At 43.5% G+C, this 20,151-nt stretch carries 16 protein-coding genes; 15 read left to right on the top strand and 1 reads right to left on the bottom strand.

Annotated elements, in window-relative coordinates:
• Positions 1–97: 97 nt before the first annotated feature.
• Positions 98–1,108, bottom strand: a complete 1,011-nt coding sequence (locus CVN76_RS27845; RefSeq protein ID WP_100533888.1) for a LacI family DNA-binding transcriptional regulator — start codon at positions 1,106–1,108, stop codon at positions 98–100.
• Positions 1,109–1,449: 341 nt separating this feature from the next.
• Between CVN76_RS27845 and CVN76_RS27850 the strand changes: the two genes are divergently transcribed.
• From CVN76_RS27850 to nadD, 15 genes are all read left to right on the top strand, one after another.
• On the top strand, positions 1,450–3,135 hold the full coding sequence (locus tag CVN76_RS27850; RefSeq protein WP_100534219.1) for an alpha-amylase family glycosyl hydrolase: 1,686 nt from the start codon (positions 1,450–1,452) through the stop codon (positions 3,133–3,135).
• Positions 3,136–3,146: 11 nt separating this feature from the next.
• Positions 3,147–4,448 (top strand): ABC transporter substrate-binding protein, encoded by a 1,302-nt coding sequence (locus CVN76_RS27855; protein WP_100533889.1) that lies wholly within the window; start codon positions 3,147–3,149, stop codon positions 4,446–4,448.
• A 157-nt stretch (positions 4,449–4,605) separates the two neighbouring features.
• Entirely contained in the window at positions 4,606–5,481 is an 876-nt protein-coding gene (locus CVN76_RS27860; RefSeq protein ID WP_100533890.1) for a carbohydrate ABC transporter permease, read from the top strand.
• Entirely contained in the window at positions 5,474–6,322 is an 849-nt protein-coding gene (locus tag CVN76_RS27865; protein ID WP_442857615.1) for a carbohydrate ABC transporter permease, read from the top strand. Before CVN76_RS27860 ends, CVN76_RS27865 begins: the two co-directional genes overlap by 8 nt.
• A gap of 37 nt (positions 6,323–6,359) precedes the next feature.
• Entirely contained in the window at positions 6,360–7,418 is a 1,059-nt protein-coding gene (locus tag CVN76_RS27870) for a zinc-dependent alcohol dehydrogenase (RefSeq protein ID WP_100533892.1), read from the top strand.
• 53 nt (positions 7,419–7,471) lie between these two features.
• Entirely contained in the window at positions 7,472–8,266 is a 795-nt protein-coding gene (locus CVN76_RS27875; protein WP_100533893.1) for a sugar phosphate isomerase/epimerase family protein, read from the top strand.
• 15 nt (positions 8,267–8,281) lie between these two features.
• Complete coding sequence (locus CVN76_RS27880; RefSeq protein WP_100533894.1) at positions 8,282–9,316, top strand: Gfo/Idh/MocA family protein; 1,035 nt, start codon at positions 8,282–8,284, stop codon at positions 9,314–9,316.
• Positions 9,313–11,535 carry a glycoside hydrolase family 65 protein gene (locus tag CVN76_RS27885; RefSeq protein ID WP_100533895.1) on the top strand — a complete coding sequence of 741 codons (2,223 nt, stop codon included), beginning with the start codon at positions 9,313–9,315 and terminating at the stop codon, positions 11,533–11,535. Before CVN76_RS27880 ends, CVN76_RS27885 begins: the two co-directional genes overlap by 4 nt.
• An 82-nt stretch (positions 11,536–11,617) precedes the next feature.
• Complete coding sequence (locus CVN76_RS27890) at positions 11,618–12,763, top strand: glycerate kinase (RefSeq protein ID WP_100533896.1); 1,146 nt, start codon at positions 11,618–11,620, stop codon at positions 12,761–12,763.
• On the top strand, positions 12,756–13,442 hold the full coding sequence (gene pgmB / locus CVN76_RS27895) for a beta-phosphoglucomutase (RefSeq protein ID WP_232732493.1): 687 nt from the start codon (positions 12,756–12,758) through the stop codon (positions 13,440–13,442). The genes CVN76_RS27890 and pgmB overlap by 8 nt, the downstream gene beginning before the upstream one ends.
• Before the next feature lie 479 nt (positions 13,443–13,921).
• On the top strand, positions 13,922–15,562 hold the full coding sequence (locus CVN76_RS27905) for a SulP family inorganic anion transporter (RefSeq protein WP_100534221.1): 1,641 nt from the start codon (positions 13,922–13,924) through the stop codon (positions 15,560–15,562).
• An 83-nt stretch (positions 15,563–15,645) separates the two neighbouring features.
• A complete protein-coding gene (locus CVN76_RS27910) occupies positions 15,646–16,059 on the top strand; it encodes a MerR family transcriptional regulator (protein ID WP_157805828.1) in 414 nt (137 codons plus the stop codon).
• A gap of 159 nt (positions 16,060–16,218) precedes the next feature.
• Entirely contained in the window at positions 16,219–17,712 is a 1,494-nt protein-coding gene (locus tag CVN76_RS27915; protein WP_100533899.1) for a carboxylesterase/lipase family protein, read from the top strand.
• Positions 17,713–17,843: 131 nt separating this feature from the next.
• Positions 17,844–19,193 carry an amino acid permease gene (locus CVN76_RS27920; RefSeq protein WP_100533900.1) on the top strand — a complete coding sequence of 450 codons (1,350 nt, stop codon included), beginning with the start codon at positions 17,844–17,846 and terminating at the stop codon, positions 19,191–19,193.
• 19 nt (positions 19,194–19,212) lie between these two features.
• The gene (gene nadD / locus CVN76_RS27925; RefSeq protein WP_100533901.1) at positions 19,213–19,866 is read left to right on the top strand and encodes a nicotinate (nicotinamide) nucleotide adenylyltransferase; all 654 of its coding nucleotides are present in this window, start codon (positions 19,213–19,215) and stop codon (positions 19,864–19,866) included.
• Positions 19,867–20,151 lie beyond the last annotated feature (285 nt).

Below are 20,151 nucleotides of genomic sequence, written 5' to 3' on the forward strand. Positions count from 1 at the left end.
AAATCAAGAGTGAAAAGAACCGTCCTCCATTCATTGGAGGACGGTTTTTTTTTATGTAATCACATTTTACTTGGATTCTTCCTGAAAACGCCATTATTCAAATCTCAGCTACGGAATTTTGAATGATGTTTTCAGTTGGAATGATCGTATGTGGCTTCATGTTTGGATTGTTCTGGATTTTTGCAAAAAGTATTTGTGTTGCTACATCTCCTAATTTCCTCACGGGAATCTCTTTACAGGTCAAAGATGGAGAAAGGAATGGATGTAAATTTGAATTGCTGTATCCTACAATGGATAGATCTTCCGGAATGGAAATACCATTTTCGGCGGCCATCTTATAGATACTCATCACTTTAAGATCATCCGTGGCAAAAATGGCCGTTGGCGGGTTATTTCCCAGCATTTTTTTTGCTGATTGATGGGCGGCATCAATGGTGTAACCGCTATTCACGATCCATTCATCCTTTAACGGGAGGCCATTTGCAATCATGCATGATTTAAATCCTTCCAAGCGATCGATGGATACATGATAATCCAATGGAGAATGCAGGCAGGCGATATCGCTATGTCCTTTATCGATCAAGTACTGTGTCAAATCATAACTGTCCATAAAGTTATTCGTATCTACAGAAAAAACATTTTTATAATCTCCCTCAACCTTTCCAATGACTACTATAGGGATATTAAAGGGATCTATCTGCTGGAAAAAGTTCTCATCTGCAGGGGAACTTAGCATGATAATCCCTTTTATGAATTTCTCTTTTATTTTCCTGATGCATTTTTGAAGCTCGTCCTGGCTGTTTTTTGCCGTTTGTAATATAACATCGAAGTTTTTATCTTCGGCATTGGTTGATATGGCATGGATAATATCAGAGAAAAATGGATTATTAGCGGTAGTTTTGGTGGAACGAGATAGTACCATGATGGCATCAAATCCTGAGGAAAGGGCCCTGGCTAGTTTGCTGGGATGATAGTTAAGTTGTTCAATTGCCTTTAACACACGTTCACGCGATTCTTCAGAGATATTGCTTTGATTGTTGAGAACGCGTGACACGGTGGATTTTGAAACCATTGCAACACGGGCAATATCGTAAATGGTGTGTCCCAATATGTTCTCCCCCTCCTGGTATGGTTCTGTATGATCTTTTCTTCTGAATTTTAAAGGTTCAATAGTTAATGTGGTGCATGAATGTTAAAGAGAGCGGTTTCATAGGGTAAATTATATGGGTGAATCGTAATGCTGGCAATAGAAATTTTAAAACCGGAAGGGAGCAGGCAGGGAAAGCCCTGTTTAGCCAGTATGCGAAAATTGAAAAAAATCAGGAATTCCTCTTTTGGTTTTCGTTGACAGAAAGCGCTTACTGTATTATATTTTGTTTGTGGGAGCGGTACCACGAACAAAATATCAATCTATCAATTTATGGAAACGGTTCCAAGGAGGAGGCGTATATGGAATATATCAAACAGAGGCTGTCTGCAATATATGGGGAATCTGATGCACAAAATATATGGACTAGCTTGAAAGAAAAGTTATTGAAAGCAAAACAAACACATTATAAAGAACGAAAGCAAAGATGGGATGAAAAAGATCTGGTATTAATTACGTATTCAGATCAATTCCGGGAGGAAGGAAAGCCAGCATTGGCGACATTCGAGAAGGTGTTTGATCGTTATTTGGCAGACCAATTCGAAATTGTCCACTTGCTTCCTTTTTATCCCTATTCGTCGGATGATGGTTTTTCGGTCATCGATTATAAGAAGGTCAATCCAATAGCAGGTGATTGGGGAGATGTAGAAAACCTATCCAAGAAAACGAGAATCATGTTCGATTATGTGTGCAATCATATTTCGGCAAAGAGTGAATGGTTTAAAGAATACATAAAAGGCAATCCAGAATATGCTCACTTTTTTACGGAAATGGAACCTGACACAGATCTGAGTGCAGTAACGAGACCAAGATCCACTCCAGTTCTCACCAAGTTCGAAATGGAAGATGGAGCAGAAAAATATATTTGGACGACGTTCAGTGAAGACCAAATTGATTTGAACTTCAAAAACCCAAATGTTTTATTGAGTATGATCGATGTCCTATTATTCTATATTGAGCACGGTGCGGAATATATCCGGCTCGATGCGGTAGGATTCATGTGGAAGGAAGTTGGAAGTACGTGCATCCATCTTGAAAAAACACATCAAATCATCAAACTATTCCGTGATATTGTTGAGGAAGTAGCGAAAGGAACGGTCATCATCACGGAAACAAATGTACCTCATAAAGATAATATTTCATATTTCGGCAATGGAAGCGATGAAGCACATATGGTTTATCAATTTCCCCTACCGCCACTTGTGCTATATACAATCAACCGGGGCAATGGGAGCGCTCTCACAAACTGGGCAAGAAATCTGCAGCCGGCAGGCGACGAGACAACCTTCTTTAATTTCCTCGCTTCTCACGACGGCATCGGCTTGAATCCGATTCGCGGCATCATCCCGGAAGAAGAAATTCTTGCGCTCGTATCCGATCTTAAAGAAGAAGGAGCAAAGGTAAACTATAAAAAAAATCCTGATGGCACACAAAGTCCATACGAAATAAACGTGACTTACTTGGACGCGTTAAATAAACGCGCGGATGATGATGAATTAAGGATGAAACGGTTCTTATCGGCACATTCCATTTTATTATCACTTCAAGGAGTGCCGGCGATATACATCCAAAGTATATTAGGATCCAGAAATGATTATGATGGTGTTGCCAAAACAGGAATGAACCGTTCCATTAACCGTCAAAAGTATAGTTTGGAAGAAATCGAAGCTGAGCTGACAAAACCTGGTACGTTGCGAAGCAAGATATATCGCGAATTAACGACCATCATTCAAGTAAGAAAAGCGGAAGCCTTATTCCATCCGGATGTGCCTATGGAGGTTTTGGAAAAAGGAGAAAAGATATTTGCACTCAAGAGGGGCACCGACTCCGGTGAAAGCCTTACCATTATTCATAATATTGCGAATGAACCGGTTGGTTTCGAATTATCGGGAGAATATGTCAATTTGATCACTGGGGAAGAAGTGACTTTCGCCGAAACTATAACACTGGATCCCTATCAATTCCTTTGGTTGAAATCAAGTAACTAGGAGGCAAACCGATGAAACTCAAAATCATGAGTGTAGCGTTGATCTTCGTTTTAAGCGTTGTATTATCAGCCTGCAGCGGAAGCAACAAAACAGGCACAGATGAGATCATAACGATCGAATTCATGCATTCTTCCGTTGAACAAGAGCGTCTGGCGGTGATCAACAAGCTGGTGGATAAATTCGAGAAAGAAAACCCGGCCATAAAAATTAAGCAAGTTCCGGTTCAAGAAGATGCATATAACACAAAGATCATCACGTTAGCGAGCGCCGGAAAGCTTCCTGCAGTCCTAGAAGTTGGCCAGGACTACGCAAAGGTAATGGATAAAGAGCAGCTTATCGATAAAGAGGCCGTTACCGAAACGCTTGAGAAAGCGGGTGAAAAAGACTTCTATGACGGCGCTTTAAAATTAATGACACCAGAAGATGGGAAGGGTTATACCGGAATTCCGATTAGTGGCTGGGTACAAGGAATTTGGTTCAATAAAGATATGCTGGCCTCCAAAGGTTTTGAAGAGCCGAAAAACTGGGAGGATGTACTGAAGGTCGCAAAGGCATTTACGGACAGCGGCAGTAAAAAGTACGGCATCGGCTTGCCGACCATCGAAGGAGGATTCTCGGAGCAAGCATTCTCTCAATTTGCGCTATCGAACAATGCCAATGTACTGGATGTCAATGGAAAGCTGGATATGAATAAAAAAGCAATGAAGGACGCGCTAACCTATTATAAAGAACTGGCCCAATATACGATGCCGGGATCAAATGATACCACTGAGGTAAAAGATGCATTCATGAATGGAACGACGCCAATGGCTCTATATTCGACGTATATCCTCCCTTCGGTTCATGCTGAAGGCGATGCAGACAATATTGGTTTTGCGATTCCTGAACAAAAAACAAAAGCCGTGTATGGTACGGTATCGGCTATCACCATTTCCTCTGGTTTGGAAGATGCACAAAAAGAGGCGGCAGAAAAATTCACGGCGTTTTTGTCAGAGCCGGAAAATATGACAGAGTGGGTATTGATGTCACCAGGCGGTGCACAGCCTGTCAATAAAGCGGTTACGGAAAACGCTGCATATCAGGCCAATGAAGTGGTGAAATCCTTCGGGGATTTATCTACGGAAATTGCCACATCCTTTAACGATATCCAAGTCTTTGGTCTGGTCGGCGGGAAAAACTACACGAAAATGGGAGATATAACGAGCTCAGGCGCCATTTCGAAATTAGTGAATGAAATTACAGTTGGCGGAAAAAGCGTCGATGGTGAACTTGAAATCGCTGAAAAGAAAATTAAAGATGTCTTGAGTAAATAAGATTCAAGGAAAGGCAAAAACATCCGGCAAGATCCTCTATTTTAGTGAGTATGTCCAAGCTCTATACCTAATGAAGAGGGAAGCAAGATCCCTCGTCGAAAATAGGGTCTTGGACATCTCATAGGGGAAAACGGTATGTATTCAGGGGGTCATGAACATGAAAAACAGAGGGAAATCGGATATGAAGTTGGCATTGGTACTGCTTTTCCCAAGTGTCTTTTTAGTGCTTTTGCTTGTTGCATATCCAATGATATCCAACATAAAGATTAGTTTTTTTGATCTGCCAATCAATCCACGGCTAGATGCGACCTTTGTCGGGTTAAAAAACTATACGGACATACTGACGGATGTCGAATTCATTAAATCATTAGGAATTACAGTTTTATACATGATACTGGCAGTGGCAGGGAGTACGGCATTGGGATTGGCCGTGGCGATCTTTTTTAATCGCCCCTTCAAATTCCGTAAAGCAGCCCGATCCTTAATTATCCTGTCTTATGTAACCCCTTCGATTTCCTTGGTATTTGCGTGGAAATACATGTTCAATAATGGATATGGTGTCATAAATCATCTAGGAGTGGACGTGTTCCATTTATTCGATAAGGCGCCCCTATGGTTTGACAATCCTGTCAGCAGTTTCATACTTGTCGTGCTTTTTGCAATATGGAGATACTTCCCATATGCATTCATCTCGTTTCTGGCAATCTTGCAGACAGTGGATTCCAGTTTATATGAAGCGGCGGAAATCGATGGGGCGTCAACGTGGGAGAAGTTCAAGAATGTGACCATCCCGGCGATCATGCCTGTGCTGATAACGATAATAACCCTTCGTTCCATCTGGTTGTTCTATATGTTCACAGATGTATATCTGTTAACGAACAAAGTGAACATCATCGGGATTTACTTATACGAAACGGCATTTGCCTTTAATGATCTTGGTAAGGCCGCATCCATTTCTGTCATTCTTTTCATTATCCTTTCCATCGTAATAATAGCATCAAGAAAGCGGGTGAAATTCAATGGCAATGGCTAGCAGTAAGAAGAATAAAGCAGCAAGGAAGATCGGGTTTTATACCGGGTTGATCGCCTTATTGATCGTTTCCCTATTCCCATTTTTCATCATGCTGATGACTTCCTTCAAGACCTCTAAGGAAGCGGTTGCTACCGAACCAACCTTTTTTCCGAAGCATTGGACATTCCAGCATTATGTTGATATCTTCAATCCGGATATCTTCCCTTTTTTATCTTATTTTAAGAACAGCTTAACTGTGGCTCTCACTGCAGCGCTGCTGTCGGTTTTAATCGGCATTTTCGGGGCCTATGCCCTTTCGAAATTGAACTTTATCGGAAAGACGACCATTAATGCCAGCTTTTATACCGTGTATATGCTGTCTGGGATTTTGCTTGTCGTGCCGTTATTCAAGATCATTTCCGGCCTTGGTTTGTATGATACGAAAACGGCCCTGATCATCACCATGATCGTTCAAACGCTTCCCACTTCGATTTTCATGTTAAAAAGTTATTTTGACACCATTCCGGATGACTTGGAGGAAGCAGCGATGATCGATGGATTAAACCGAATCCAGATCATTTTCTATATTATCATCCCTCTAGCTCTATCAGGGATCATATCTGTTTTTGTATATTCCTTTATGGTCGCCTGGAATGATTACTTGTTTGCATCGATATTCCTATCGGATTCGGCAAATTTCACGCTTCCCATCGGCTTGAATGCCTTGTTCAGTACACCTGATTATATATGGGGAAGAATGATGGCAGCTTCGCTTATAACGGCATTGCCTGTTGTAGGGATGTACGCAATCTCCGAGCACTTCATAAAAGGGAACATGACCGAAGGCGGAGTGAAAGGATAATCGGGAAAAATCAAATAAACGAGAGAAGGTATATAGGATGAAAAAATTAGTTGCAGTAAAACCAAGAGTAGCGGCATTGGTCGATTACGAAGAAAGTGCCATCAAGCCGAATGAAGTGAAAATAGATGTACAGTTCGCCTCGCCTAAACATGGTACGGAGGTGATTGACTTTCGCGGGATGACACCTTTCATGGATGAGGATTTTTCTGAAGAGTGGCGGATGTTCAGGCCAAGGGAAGAAGGCTCGACTAAAGGGATCGTATTTGGCGATTTCCAGCTTGGGAATATGGTTGTAGGACAAATCATTGAAAAAGGAAGCGATGTAACGGGATACCAGGTGGGGGATACGGTTTGTACATACGGGCCCATCATGGAAACGGTCATTGTGAATGCTGTGGATAACCACCGATTACGTAAAATGCCTGAGGGAGCTAAATGGCAAAATGCCGTGTGCTATGATCCCGCCCAATTTGCCATGAGCGGTGTACGTGATGCCAATGTACGCGCAGGTGATTATGTCGTAGTGGTGGGGCTTGGAGCAATTGGACAATTGGCCATCCAGCTGGCAAAAAAAGCGGGTGCGAGTATCGTTGTCGGTGTTGATCCCTTGAGTCAACGCAGGGAGATCGCACGGCGTAACGGGGCGGATGTTTGTTTTGATCCGACCATCGATGATGTTGGTTTTGAAGTGAAAAAGCTGACAAACAAAATAGGGGCGGATTCAATCATTGAAACAAGTGGAAATGCGGCAGCTCTTCAAGCGGCACTGAAGGGCATTGCTTATGGCGGCATCATTTCATATGTGGCCTTTGGGAAAGCCTTTCCGGAAGGTTTGAACTTTGGAAGGGAAGCCCATTTCAATAATGCCAAAATCGTGTTCTCCCGCGCAGCAAGCGAGCCTAATCCAGATTATCCACGCTGGAACAGAAAGCGCATCGAAGAGACCTGCTGGGAGTTACTAATGAATGGTTATTTAAATTGCGAGGATATCATCGAACCCATCGTTACGTTTGAACAAAGTGCAGAAGCCTATATGGAATATGTCGATCAGCATCCCGAATTAAGTATCAAAATGGGAATTGACTATAAAAAATGAGTCTTTAGCGGGCGATGTTTAATGATGAGTACTTGTGAATGGGGGCTTTATTAATGAAAATCGGTACACAGGATCAAGCGTTTTTTCCGAGGGATATGAAAGAAAAATTCCTTTTCTTAAAAGAAGCAGGCTTTGAAGGATATGAAATCGATGGCAAACTCCTTGTCGACCATTTGGAAGAAGTGAAGGATGCCATTGAGGAGACGGGGCTTCCAGTAACGACTGCCTGCGGAGGCTACACCGGTTGGATCGGTGACTTCGACGAGGAACGCAGGCTGAACGGATTAGCTGAAATCAAAAAAATCCTTGAGGCGCTCAAAGAAGTGGGCGGGAAAGGGATTGTCGTTCCAGCTGCCTGGGGCATGTTCACGTACCGCTTGCCTCCAATGGATTCTCCCAGAAGCCAGGAGGCAGATAGGAAGGCCATTACCGATTCCCTGCTTTACTTGGAGACAATTGCAAAGGAAACCGGGACAACGATATTTCTTGAACCTTTGAATCGCTATCAAGATCATATGATCAATACGCTGGCAGATGCAAGGAGTTATATAGAAGCAAATGAGTTGGGCAACGTGAAAATCATCGCGGATTTCTATCATATGAACATTGAAGAAGATGATATATCCGAGGCACTTCATCTGAATCAGGATTTGGTGCGGCACATCCATCTGGCGGATAACCACCGTTTTCAGCCAGGCAGCGGTTCACTGGACTTCAAACGACACTTTAATCAGCTTAAAGAAGATGGATATGCTGGTTTTTTAACACTGGAATGCCGTGTAAGGGGAATTGATCCGAAAGCGGAATATATGAAAGCGTTACATTACCTAAAGCAATCACTAGGCTAAAGGGGCTGACTGAAGATGAAGAAGAGAATTGCGATAATTGGTGGAGGGCAAATGGCGGAAAAGGTCCATGTTTCATACTACCGTACCAGGAATGAGGTTGAAATTGTCGCAGTTGTCGGCTCAAATTTCGAACGGACAAAAGAGTTTGCGGAACGGAATGGAATCGCCCGATACTATACGGATGTAGAGGAAATGTTTCAAGCGGAACACCCGGACATCGTCAGTGTCTGCACACCGAATAAATACCATCATGAGCATGTCATGAAGGCTTTGGAGCATGGCTGTGATGTTCTCTGCGAGAAGCCGCCTTCCATTTCAAGCCTAGAAGCAAGGCAGATGCAAGAAGTGGCTAAAGAAAAAAAATTAATTCTCGCTTATAATTTTCACCATCGCTTTGCCGAAGACGTTGAAATCATGCAGCAAAAAGTGGCGGAAGGCGTGCTTGGGGATGTTTATGTCGTAAAAGCGAAGGCGCTGCGCCGAAGCGGTGTACCTGGTTGGGGGAATTTCACTAACAAAGAAGCGCAGGGCGGGGGGCCCCTGATAGATTTGGGTGTCCACATGCTCGATGCCGCCCTCCATGTTTTAGGTTATCCAAAAGTCGAAAAGGTAACGGCAAAAATGTTTCAAAAAATCGGCACGAAAAAATCGCACGGATCTTTTGGTGAATGGGATCCAAACAAGTATGAAGTGGAGGATTCCCTATTTGGATTCATAGAGCTTGAAGGCGGGTGCTTGCTCCAAATCGAGACTTCATTTGCTCTGAATATAAAAGAAACAGCCATCATGAATGTGGAATTCCTTGGGGACGAGGCGGGTGCAACCCTGTTTCCTGCCCATATTTATTCCGATCGCAAAGGGGAATTGGTGACGATATTGGATAGGAAGACAGCCGATCCAGACAGGCTACAGAAAGGAATGGCAGCCTTTGTTGATAAATGCCTAGGCAAAGAGGTCATGGTGGCTGATGGAAGAGAAGGATACTTGATCATGCAACTCGTCGAAGCTCTCTATCAATCTGCTGAAAAAGGTGAAAGCATAACGATATGAAAAAATTAGATGAAAATAGTTTCGATCCGCGTTATATAAATAAATTCGCTAGTTTAATGACTGTAGGCAACGGATATTTCGGCCTGCGTGCTTCCCATGAAGAAAATTATGTAAATCAAACAAGAGGAATGTATGTGGCAGGGATTTATAATAAAGCTACAGCCAATGAACCGTCCGATTTAGTCAATTTGCCAGATGTGGCGGGCATGAATATTGAGCTTGATGGAGAGGTCTTTTCCCTATTAACAGGAGAGATCCTTTCCTACAAACGCCAGTTGAACCTTGAAAACGGGGAACTGCGACGTGATATATTATGGAAAAGCAGAACCGGTTCACGCTTCCGCCTTACGTTTCAGCGTTTTGCCGCAAAAAACGACCGCCATGTTCTGGCAACTAAATTAACGGTTACGTCTTTGGATAAACCTGCTCAAATGAAAATCGTGACTGGAATCGATGCACAGCAAACGAATTTTGGAAGACAGCATCTTATTGAAGAAAAGGTTCGTGTTGCGGAAGGGGACTTGCTTCAGGGAATCTATAAAACAACCGAATCGGGGCATACCATCGCAATTGCAACATGTTGTACTGGTTCAGTCAAAGGCGAGATGGCCCACACTGCTAAAAATAGGCAGCTGCTATCCGCCATTAATCAGGACCTTCTGGCTGATACCCCTTTCGTTCTTGAAAAAATGGGTGTCATTTTTACGTCCCTGGATGGTGATTTAAGGGGGGAAAGCCCTGAAGAAGCAAGTGAAGCGGTCCTAAGAAGCTGCTCTGCTGCTGGATATGATACTTTGCTGCATAAATCGGCAGGGGAGTGGGCGCAATTTTGGATGGAAAAGCGCATCAAAGTGGCATCGACGAGGAATTTTGACCAGCTTGCCATCGATTTTTCCCTATATCAACTGGAGGTCATGACACCTGCCCATGATGAACGGTTTAGCGTAGGTGCAAAGGGTTTGACGGGAGAAGGATATAAAGGACATGTGTTTTGGGATACGGAAATATTCATAACACCGTTTCATCTGTATACGGAGCCGGAAAAAGCGAGAAAGCTTTTGCGTTACCGTTACTTGAGGCTGAAGCAGGCGCTGGAAAAAGCTGCATCGAATGGCTATGAAGGGGCTTTGTTCCCTTGGGAAAGTGCATTCACTGGTGAAGAAGAAACACCTGAATTTGCAGCCATCAACATTAAAACCGGGAAGCGTCAGAAGGTGGCCTCCGCTTTGGCGGAGCACCATATTGTTGCGGACATTGCCTATACTGTAGTGAAATACTACCAAAATACATGGGATGACTCGTTCATGAAAAAAGAAGGGCTGGAGCTTCTTAAGGAAACGAGCCGGTTTTGGATCAGCCGGGCCGTGGAAGAAAATGACCAGCTGGTTATCAAAGATGTCATCGGACCGGATGAGTACACGGAGCATATCGATAATAATGCCTTTACCAATTATATGGCTTGGTACAATGTCGAGCAGGCGCTGTTTTTTATGGATAAATACGGGGATGATGATCGTCGATTAAAGGATCGGGGCCATGAGTTTTTGAAGCGCCTATATCTGCCTAAGGCCAATGATGATAAAATCATCCCCCAAGATGATACGTTCCTGAGCAAACCTGAGATCGACCTTTCACGGTACAAACAAGCTCAGGGCAGTCAGGGCATCCTTATGGATTATTCACGTCAAGAAGTGAATGAGATGCAAATCCTGAAACAGGCGGATGTCGTCATGCTGCTCTACTTATTACCGGATTTATTTCCAAGTGATATAATCTCTGAAAATCTGCATTATTATGAGGAGCATACCATCCACGACTCTTCATTGAGCAAAGCGATTCATGCCATAGTTGCAGCAAGGGCGGGGGAAATCGAAAAGGCATACGAATTTTTCCAGGAGAGCTGTTTAATCGACTTGGGCCCGAATCCGCAATCCTCTGATGAGGGACTTCATGCTGCGTCCCTCGGTGCCATCTGGATGGCTGCAATGTTCGGTTTTGCAAATGTCTCGATCAAGAATCAGCGGTTAAGTCTGGACCCTAAGCTGCCATCAGGATGGTCAGAACTTGCTTTCCCGCTCAATTTCCAAGGGTCTCGCTTACATATTGCCCTAACCCACAACCAAGCCGCCATAACGAAGGTTTCGGGTGATGACGTATGTATCGAACTAAATGGGACTGAATATCTCGTATCGGACAAATTTGCAATGGACCTTCAATAAAAGAGAATACATAATCGCCCATTTCACTATTGGAAAAAGCATTCGTTCTTGCAAGCGATCATTAAAAAAATTGGAGGCAAACATGAAAGTAGTCATTGCACCAGATTCATTTAAAGAGAGTTTACCAGCAGACGAAGTGGCAAGAGCCATTCAAGCTGGATTTCTGTCCATTTTCCCGCAAGCGGAGTATCACTTGCTGCCAATTGCAGATGGCGGTGAAGGTACGGTACAGGCATTGGTATCCGCACATAAGGGAAGCATCGAAAGCGTATTCGTTACAGGTCCGCTTGGAATTCCGGTAGAAGCGAAAATAGCATTCTCGAATGATGGCAAGACAGCTTTTATCGAAATGGCGGAGGCTTGCGGATTACACCTTGTTCCGATGGATCGGCGAAATCCGTTACATACCACTTCCTTTGGTGTGGGAGAACTGATGCTTCATGCGCTGAATCATGGAGCTGCGGAACTAATCATTGGAGTGGGCGGGAGTTCAACGAATGATGGCGGTGTGGGCATGGCATCCGCGCTTGGTTATGAATTTTTCGATGAACAAGGAAAGCAGGTAGAGGGTATCGGCAAGGATCTATTTCATATAACTACATTGTCTGATCGCAACCGTGATCGGCGTTTGGATACTGTAAAAATAATAGTGGCGGCAGATGTCGATAACCCCTTAACGGGCAGGAATGGTGCTACGTATATCTATGGACCGCAAAAAGGGCTGCCTAAAGAGATGTTGAATGAGATGGATCAAGCCATGGGCAGGTTTCATCAAATCGCAGGCAGCTATATGGGAACGGATGTCTCCTCCTTGCCGGGAAGCGGTGCAGGCGGAGGGATGGGGGCAGGTCTTCTGTTATTCACAGGAGCTCAAATAAAGAAGGGCATCGATCTCGTGCTGGAGCATTTAAAGATGAAAGAAATCTGCCAAGATGCTGATATCGTGATCGTCGGCGAAGGAAAAATAGATAGCCAAACAATAAATGGAAAAGCACCTGCTGGCGTAGCGAAATGTGCGCCGCGAAAAGCGAAGGTGATAGCGATTTGCGGAAGTGTGGGTGAAGGCTCGGAGGCTCTTTATGATCATGGCTTTGATGCGATCTTCCCCACCATTCCTGCCATGCTGCCAATTGAAAACATTCTAAGCGGTGCATTTGCAAATATCGAGAGAACATCTCGAAATGTCGCAGCATTGCTTCGAAATGAAAGGGATGATTCCAATGGATGAAAAATTTATCGATGCTGTAGTATTCGACCTTGATGGTGTCATAACGGATACAGCGCATTATCATTTCCTGGCTTGGCGGGACCTCGCTCGTGAGATAAACATCGATATTGACGAAATGTTTAACGAGAGGTTAAAGGGTGTAAGCCGCATGGCTTCACTTGAACTGATTCTACAGGAAGGCAATCGACAAAATGACTTTTCGCTAAGTGAAAAAGAAGAAATGGCTGAAAAGAAGAATCAACATTATTGTCAGTTTTTGAAGCAGTTGACGCCTCATGATATACTGCCGGGAATCATCGAGCTGATAACCGCCATCAAAAGTGAAGGAGTCCCTATTGGCCTTGCTTCCGTTTCCAGAAATGCAAGCACTGTATTGAAGGCACTTCAGTTAGAGGATACTTTTGATTATGTTGTCGATGCTTCAAAAGTGAAAAAGTCAAAACCCGATCCGGAAATTTTCCTAACTGCATGTAACCAGCTTGAGGCAAACCCAAAACGTTCAATTGGTATTGAAGATGCATCTGCAGGCATCGACTCGATCAAGGCAAGCGAAATGTTTGCTGTAGGAGTGGGCAATACCCTTTTCAAATCCGATTATCAGGTAGATGCAACGAACGAACTCGATTGGGAAGTAATCAAGGCTGAATATATCAAGTCCGTAAAAGTAACGCGCTCATGAAAAAACTTTCCTCCTTCATCGGAGGAAGGTTTTTTTTATGTTCATAAGGAAAGGGCTTGTTTTCAACGCCATTTTCTAAAAACATGTTTTTTCTTTTAGTAGTGAGGTCAAACTCCCTGAGCAGTATGGGGAAATGGTCGAGCGTTCTATTTTCCTGATTCATAGTCAATATCTCCAGATTCAAAATAACCAGTCTGGAAGTATGGTCCTGGTTTGTAATATAGGTGTAAAAGTTCGTGTGAAGTTGTAAACAAATATTTACATTTCTAATAATGTACAGTTTTACGTATTACTGTATAATGTTGAAGCATGTCAAATAACTTAACAAAGGAGAGTGCACATGATGATTATTCTGAAGGTTTAAAAAAACGTTTCCCCTGTAAAAATCTTTAATTAAACAATGTTAATGCTTTTCGACTTTCCCACTGGCGATGGTGGATGTTAACCAAAAAAAAACCAAGGATGTGAGAATGAAAAGAATGATAAAAGATACTAGATTTCAAGGATATAACATGAAGGGTTTTCAAAAAGACGTAACGGCAGGATTGGTTGTAGGCGTCGTAGCCATTCCTCTAGGACTGGCATTTGCAATTGCTTCAGGCGTAGAACCGATATACGGATTATATACGACGATCATAGCGGGGATTCTCATTTCCATTTTGGGGGGATCTAAATATCAAATTGGGGGACCTACAGGTGCATTCGTTCCCTTATTATTCGGCATCGTTATGCAATATGGCTATGAAAGCTTGCTTATTGCCGGATTTTTGGCGGGACTGATGTTAGTCTTGATGGGCCTGCTAAAGCTGGGCAATTTGATGAAGTTCATCCCCCGTCCAGTCATCATCGGCTTTACGACAGGCATTGCCATCATCATCTTTTCGGGACAGATTGCCAGCTTCCTGGGAATGAAAGTGGAAAAGCATGAAGCGTTTATAGATAACATGAAGGAGCTCGTGATAAAAGCGGATACGATCAGTTTATATAGTATTGCTGTTGCGTGTATATGCTTCATCGTCATCCTGCTGGCACCAAGAATTCTGCCACGAGTGCCAGGACCTCTGCTGGGTCTGCTTGTCTCGACATTGGCAGCCTACTTTTTATTTCCGGATAAGGTAGCCACCATCGGATCGACGTATGGAGCCATTCCGAAAGGGTTCCCCGAATTCAATGTACCGGAGTTATCAGTGGAAACCATCATCACACTCCTCCCAGTTGCCTTTACGATTGCCTTGTTAGGCGGCGTTGAGTCATTGTTATCCGCCACGGTGGCCGATAACATGGGAGGAACCAAGCATGATAGCAATAAGGAATTGGTTGGACAAGGGATTGCGAATATGGCCACCCCATTCTTTGGCGGGATACCGGCAACGGGTGCCATTGCGAGGACTGCGACAAACATAAAAAGCGGGGCAGTTTCCCCTATGTCTGGAGTCATTCATGGAATCGTCGTTTTGTTGGTTTTGCTCGTACTTTCTCCTTTTGCAGCGCATATACCATTGGCCAGCATGGCACCGATATTGATGTTTGTAGCCTGGAATATGAGTGAAAGGAAGGAATTCGCTCATGTATTGAAAACGAAGACGACCGATTCAGCTGTTTTATTAGTGACTTTTCTCGTCACGGTCTTCACTGATTTAATCATGGGAGTCGGCATTGGCTTATTGATTGCGTTCATCACCTTCATTAAGAAAATGAGCCATACGTTAAAGGTCAGGGAAAGGAAAGATGATATCACGGAAATCGTCTCAACCGATGATTCGGGTTCAAAGATCAATGTGTATAACTTGGAGGGGCCGTTATTCTTTGGATCGATAGATGTATTGGAGTCTTCGATATTGGCAAATTTGGATAATAAGACGAAGATATTGGTATTAAGCATGCGGCGGGTAACCTATATGGATACCTCAGCAGAGGCTGCACTATTGGCGATCGTTAATCGCATCGGAAAATACAAAGGAAAACTGATCATTTCCGGAATCCAGCAACAACCGAAGGAATTGCTTCTCAGCACGGGACTGTATCATAAAATCGAAAAACAGCATTTTTTCAAATCCAGGGAAGATGCCCTCTATTTTGCGAAAAAGCAATTGAATGGAAGTGCGGATAAAGTAGTCTAATTGATTCATCCTGGAAGTCCCTTTTTGGAATGTTATGTTATAGTATCGTTAACAGTAGATTTTAAAAGAAGGTGACTATCTGGGTGAATATTTATCGGATTGGCCAGCTCGCTGAACTTGCAAATGTCTCGAGGAGAACCATTGATTATTACACACAACTAGGAATGCTGAACTATGAAAAAACTGGGTCCAGATACCGATATTACACGGAAGATGCACTAAACCGTCTTCAAATGATCAATCGGTATAAAGAACAGAATATGCCTCTGAATGAAATCAAGGAACGATTGCAGGTCTGGAAGCAAACCACCGTCGATTCTGAGCAAGTGCTCTTGATGGTGGACAAATTGTCTGCAGACCTTAAGGAGCTGGAAAATGAATTGATGGAATTAAAGCCTTTGCTCAACCAGCTCGATGAACAGCAGGTCTCGTTTGCCGTAAAGCAGCTTTCCGTTAGAAGCAGCTCTTTATTGAGCATCATTGCCATGCTTGCTTAAGCTTGTTTAAGACCCGAATGGGTCTTTTTTTTGTCGTCTATCAGATAGTCTCATTTGTTGCCTTCCTTTAAATTTCTTTTTTTTGTAAAGATGAAGGATATAACGGAATCAAAAAAGAAGAACTTAAGTAATCGAAACTATATGGAGAGGTGAGAGTGGATGATAGGATCAATCGTAACGACAGCAAAAGGGCATCTTCAAGGGACGATGGAAAACGATATATATGTTTGGCGTGGAGTCAGGTATGCGAAGGCGCCAGTTTCTGCCTTGCGTTTCCGCTCACCGGAGCCGGTCGAGAAATGGGGCGGTGTAGTGGATGCGGTGGAGTTCGGTCCGATTCCACCACAGCCGAACGACTGGGCAGGCATAGGAAAAATGGATGAAGATTGCCTATACCTTAATATATGGTCACCGAGAGCGGATGATAAAAAGCGACCCGTCATTGTATGGATTCCAGGTGGGGCAAACATTTTTGGAGCAGGGTCCATCGATCAGTATAATGGGCATTCATTGGCTAAGAATGGAGATGTTGTCGTTGTTAGCATCAATTATCGGGTAGGGGCATTGGGATATGTGGATTTAACCGATTTTGTTGATAGGGGTGAAACATTCGAAACCAATTTAGGTTTACGCGACCAAGTGGCATCGTTAAGATGGGTCAAGGAAAATATAGAGGTTTTTGGCGGCGATCCTGAAAATGTTACGATTTTTGGGGAATTGTCTGGAGGCAACGCCGTAACGACCTTACTGACTGTACCATCGGCAAGAGGACTTTTTCAAAAGGCCATTGCCCTAAGCCCCACCCCGACATCTGTATATGGAAGAGAAATCGCACAACAAGTCAGTGAAAGGTTCCTTCAAATTTTGGGAATCGGCAAGAATGAATTACATCGATTAAAGTCACTCCCCGTTGCAGACATCCTCGCCGCGTCCTCGCGGTTACTACAGGAAAATTCACAAGCCTTGCCCGGCACGCTGCCATTTGGACCTGTCGTCGATGGTGATGTTTTGCCTGAGGATCCACTTGAGTCGATACGCTCGAAAAGCACCGAGGGCATCCCCTTGCTTATAGGAACAACTCGAGACGGTGTGTCATTACTCGGCCAAATCGAATCCCCTTTCATCCCGGCAAATGCAGAGGTGGTCGAAAAAATGTTTGAAAACACTGATCCAGGGGCAAAGGGGCGGATTGGAAATGCCTATGGGGCGTTCCCAGAAAAGGAAATGAAGCTGGGTAAAGGCGGTCTTCCGATATACCATATTCCTTCCGTTTGGTATGCGGAGGTATACAGCCGTTTTGAAAAAACCTGGATGTATCACTTTGATTGTAAAACGGCTGTCAATCGTATAAGCGAATGGGGGGAACTTCCTGGTTTGGAACACCCTTTTGCATTCCGGAATTTCAATGCCACATTTGTGAGGCGGATCCGTTCCGACCGTTTCAAGTCATCACATAAGGTAACAGACAGGATAAAGAACCATTGGGTTAATTTTGCGAAATATGGAGATCCAAATCCGCCTGAGGGGGAAATTTGGCCGAAATACAATGAAGCCAATCGTTACACGATGATTTTTGATAAAAGAGATTATATTGAAAAAGATCCTCATAGAATGATAAGGTTGGCATGGGAAGGCGCAGAAATCTACAAATGAACAATGTCGATGCAGGAAAATGCTGTGGAACATCGTGAAGATTTTTTTGATGGCTGGAAGCAGCCGATCCTTGGTTATACGAACATCCTTGAAAATAAGAAGGGAATCATTGCCTAAGATGGGAGCAACATATGGAAAAGAATAAACTGCGTCGTGAATTATCATCAAATCAAATCACCATGATTGCAATGGGTTGTGCAATAGGCACGGGCTTATTTCTGGGCAGCGGCCTTGCGATTTCGACAGCAGGCCCCAGTGTCTTGATCAGCTATGCAATAGGTGCCTTCATTGTCCTTCTTTTAATGGGCTGTTTGGCAGAAATGACGGTAGCCTATCCAACATCGGGATCCTTTGGCACGATTGCCGAAAAATATATCAGTCCATTTGCTGGTTTTGTTGTGAGGTATTCGTATTGGATCGCGAATGTCCTGGCAATTGGGGTTGAAGTGAGTGCCGTAGCAGTATATATGAAGTATTGGTTTCCTGATGTGCCTGGGATTATTTGGATCATTCTTTTCGCGGCCCTGCTGATCTATGTAAATGCAACAAGCGTCAATACATTCGGAAATTTCGAGTATCTGTTTTCGATGATTAAAATAAGCGCCATCGTCATCTTCATTTTACTGGGAGCGTATGTGGTCATCGGTGCCGAGCCTGCAAGTGGAATCGGAGTGGAGAACTATACCAATCACGATGGGTTTTTGCCATTCGGGTTCTGGGGCCTTTGGGTGGCCATCTTCATATCTCTCTTCAGCTTTTTAGGGACAGAGCTGATTGCCGTGACCGCAGGGGAAGCAAAGGACCCTGATATTGCCGTACCGAAAGCTTTAAAGGCGACTGTTTTCCGACTCGCAACATTTTATGTACTGACAATCGGAATCATGTTAATGATTGTACCGTGGCAAGATGCTGGCATGGATAAAAGTCCTTTTGTCAGGGTGATGGAAATCCTGAATATACCCGGTGCATCGGGAATCATGAATTTCATTATTTTAACGGCAGCTTTATCAGCAATGAATAGCCAATTATACGCCTCCACCAGAATGATATTTTCTTTATCCGAGCAAAGGCAGGCCCCGGCATTTTTTCGGAAAGTTAGACAAAATGGAGTTCCGATAAGGGCCTTGCTCATATCTACCTTGGGGATTTTCCTTGCTGCAGGTGTAAAAGTCCTTCTTCCTGATACCTCCTATGCGTTCATGATGGGCATATCGATGTTCGGTGCCATCTTGACCTGGTTCATGGTTTTCATCTCGCATTTATATTTCAGGAAGAGCTGGGAAAAATCAGGCGGGCGTAAATTACCGATAAGAATGCACGGTTTTCCATATTTAACGATACTTGGCGCCCTGCTTTTGCTTGCTTTGACGGTATCCACTTGGTTTACTGGCCCATTTAAAATCGTTCTCCAGTTTGGTGTGCCGTGGTTGATTTTTCTTTGCATCGTTTACTCATTCATGCTGAAAATCAAGAGAAAGTGATGAAGGGGAGGGGTATGCTATGGGTAAGATCGGAATTTATGGTTCTTCCTTCGATCCAGTCACAAATGTTCATTTATGGACAGCATCGACGATTGCGCATCGTGCAAAGCTGGACAAGGTGATTTTTTTACCTTGTGCAAATGGGCGCATCGATAAACAAATGAAAACGAGTAATGAACATCGTTGGGAAATGCTTGGCATGGCCATAGAGGATAACCCGCTTTTCGAAGTGAGTGATTATGAAATCAATGAACGTGCAGGTACGGGGAAACAATACACCTGGTATACGATGGAATTCTTTAAATCGCAGTATCCAAGTGACGAAGTGTTTTTCATCATGGGTGCCGATTTACTGGATGATATGGATAATCAGGATCAGCCGGTGCACTTACGATGGAAATTCAGGGAAAAATTGATTGCCAATCATAAATTCATCGTCATGGCACGTGATGGGATAGACATGCTGAAAATCATTTCCAAGAGTCCGTTGCTTAGGAATTATGATGATGGAAATACCTTTCACCTTATTGATAAAGGCCTTTCCATGGAAATCAGTTCTACCTATATAAGGGATGAATTCTCGATGGGGGGAGAGCCAAGATATTTGCTGCCTGATCGGTGTTATCAATATATTTTGGATAAGAAGCTGTATCGAAAAGATACCATGCCTTAAATGTTTGGATGTATGGGCCTCGATTTTTCCTTAAAAAGCACCCTATGGGTTGGACACTTGAATAAAGTCCATCCCATAGAGTGCTTTTGCTTATAATAAGAAAAAAAAACGCTTCGTAGTGAGCTTGCTGCTATTGTTTTTCTCCGATTCACTTTGCATTAGGAGAAAGGTAGAACGGCTAGTGCACGCGGTTTAGGAGGATTTGTACTTAGACCGTTTCCTTTCACTTTTTGTGAAGACGAAGAGTGAATCCCGATTATCCACATGCAGATGGCGAGAAACAGC

The organism is Bacillus sp. mrc49 (assembly GCF_002803435.1).

Excerpts from the sequence above, each read along its gene's own strand:
- CVN76_RS27885 (WP_100533895.1), top strand. The coding sequence starts at position 9,313 with ATGAAAAAATTAGATGAAAATAGTTTCGATCCGCGTTATATAAATAAA.
- CVN76_RS27870 (WP_100533892.1), top strand. The coding sequence starts at position 6,360 with ATGAAAAAATTAGTTGCAGTAAAACCAAGAGTAGCGGCATTGGTCGAT.
- CVN76_RS27865 (WP_442857615.1), top strand. The coding sequence starts at position 5,474 with ATGGCTAGCAGTAAGAAGAATAAAGCAGCAAGGAAGATCGGGTTTTAT.
- CVN76_RS27850 (WP_100534219.1), top strand. The coding sequence starts at position 1,450 with ATGGAATATATCAAACAGAGGCTGTCTGCAATATATGGGGAATCTGAT.
- CVN76_RS27860 (WP_100533890.1), top strand. The coding sequence starts at position 4,606 with ATGAAAAACAGAGGGAAATCGGATATGAAGTTGGCATTGGTACTGCTT.
- CVN76_RS27915 (WP_100533899.1), top strand. The coding sequence starts at position 16,219 with ATGATAGGATCAATCGTAACGACAGCAAAAGGGCATCTTCAAGGGACG.
- nadD (WP_100533901.1), top strand. The coding sequence starts at position 19,213 with ATGGGTAAGATCGGAATTTATGGTTCTTCCTTCGATCCAGTCACAAAT.
- CVN76_RS27920 (WP_100533900.1), top strand. The coding sequence starts at position 17,844 with ATGGAAAAGAATAAACTGCGTCGTGAATTATCATCAAATCAAATCACC.
- pgmB (WP_232732493.1), top strand. The coding sequence starts at position 12,756 with ATGGATGAAAAATTTATCGATGCTGTAGTATTCGACCTTGATGGTGTC.
- CVN76_RS27905 (WP_100534221.1), top strand. The coding sequence starts at position 13,922 with ATGATAAAAGATACTAGATTTCAAGGATATAACATGAAGGGTTTTCAA.
- CVN76_RS27890 (WP_100533896.1), top strand. The coding sequence starts at position 11,618 with ATGAAAGTAGTCATTGCACCAGATTCATTTAAAGAGAGTTTACCAGCA.
- CVN76_RS27855 (WP_100533889.1), top strand. The coding sequence starts at position 3,147 with ATGAAACTCAAAATCATGAGTGTAGCGTTGATCTTCGTTTTAAGCGTT.
- CVN76_RS27880 (WP_100533894.1), top strand. The coding sequence starts at position 8,282 with ATGAAGAAGAGAATTGCGATAATTGGTGGAGGGCAAATGGCGGAAAAG.
- CVN76_RS27875 (WP_100533893.1), top strand. The coding sequence starts at position 7,472 with ATGAAAATCGGTACACAGGATCAAGCGTTTTTTCCGAGGGATATGAAA.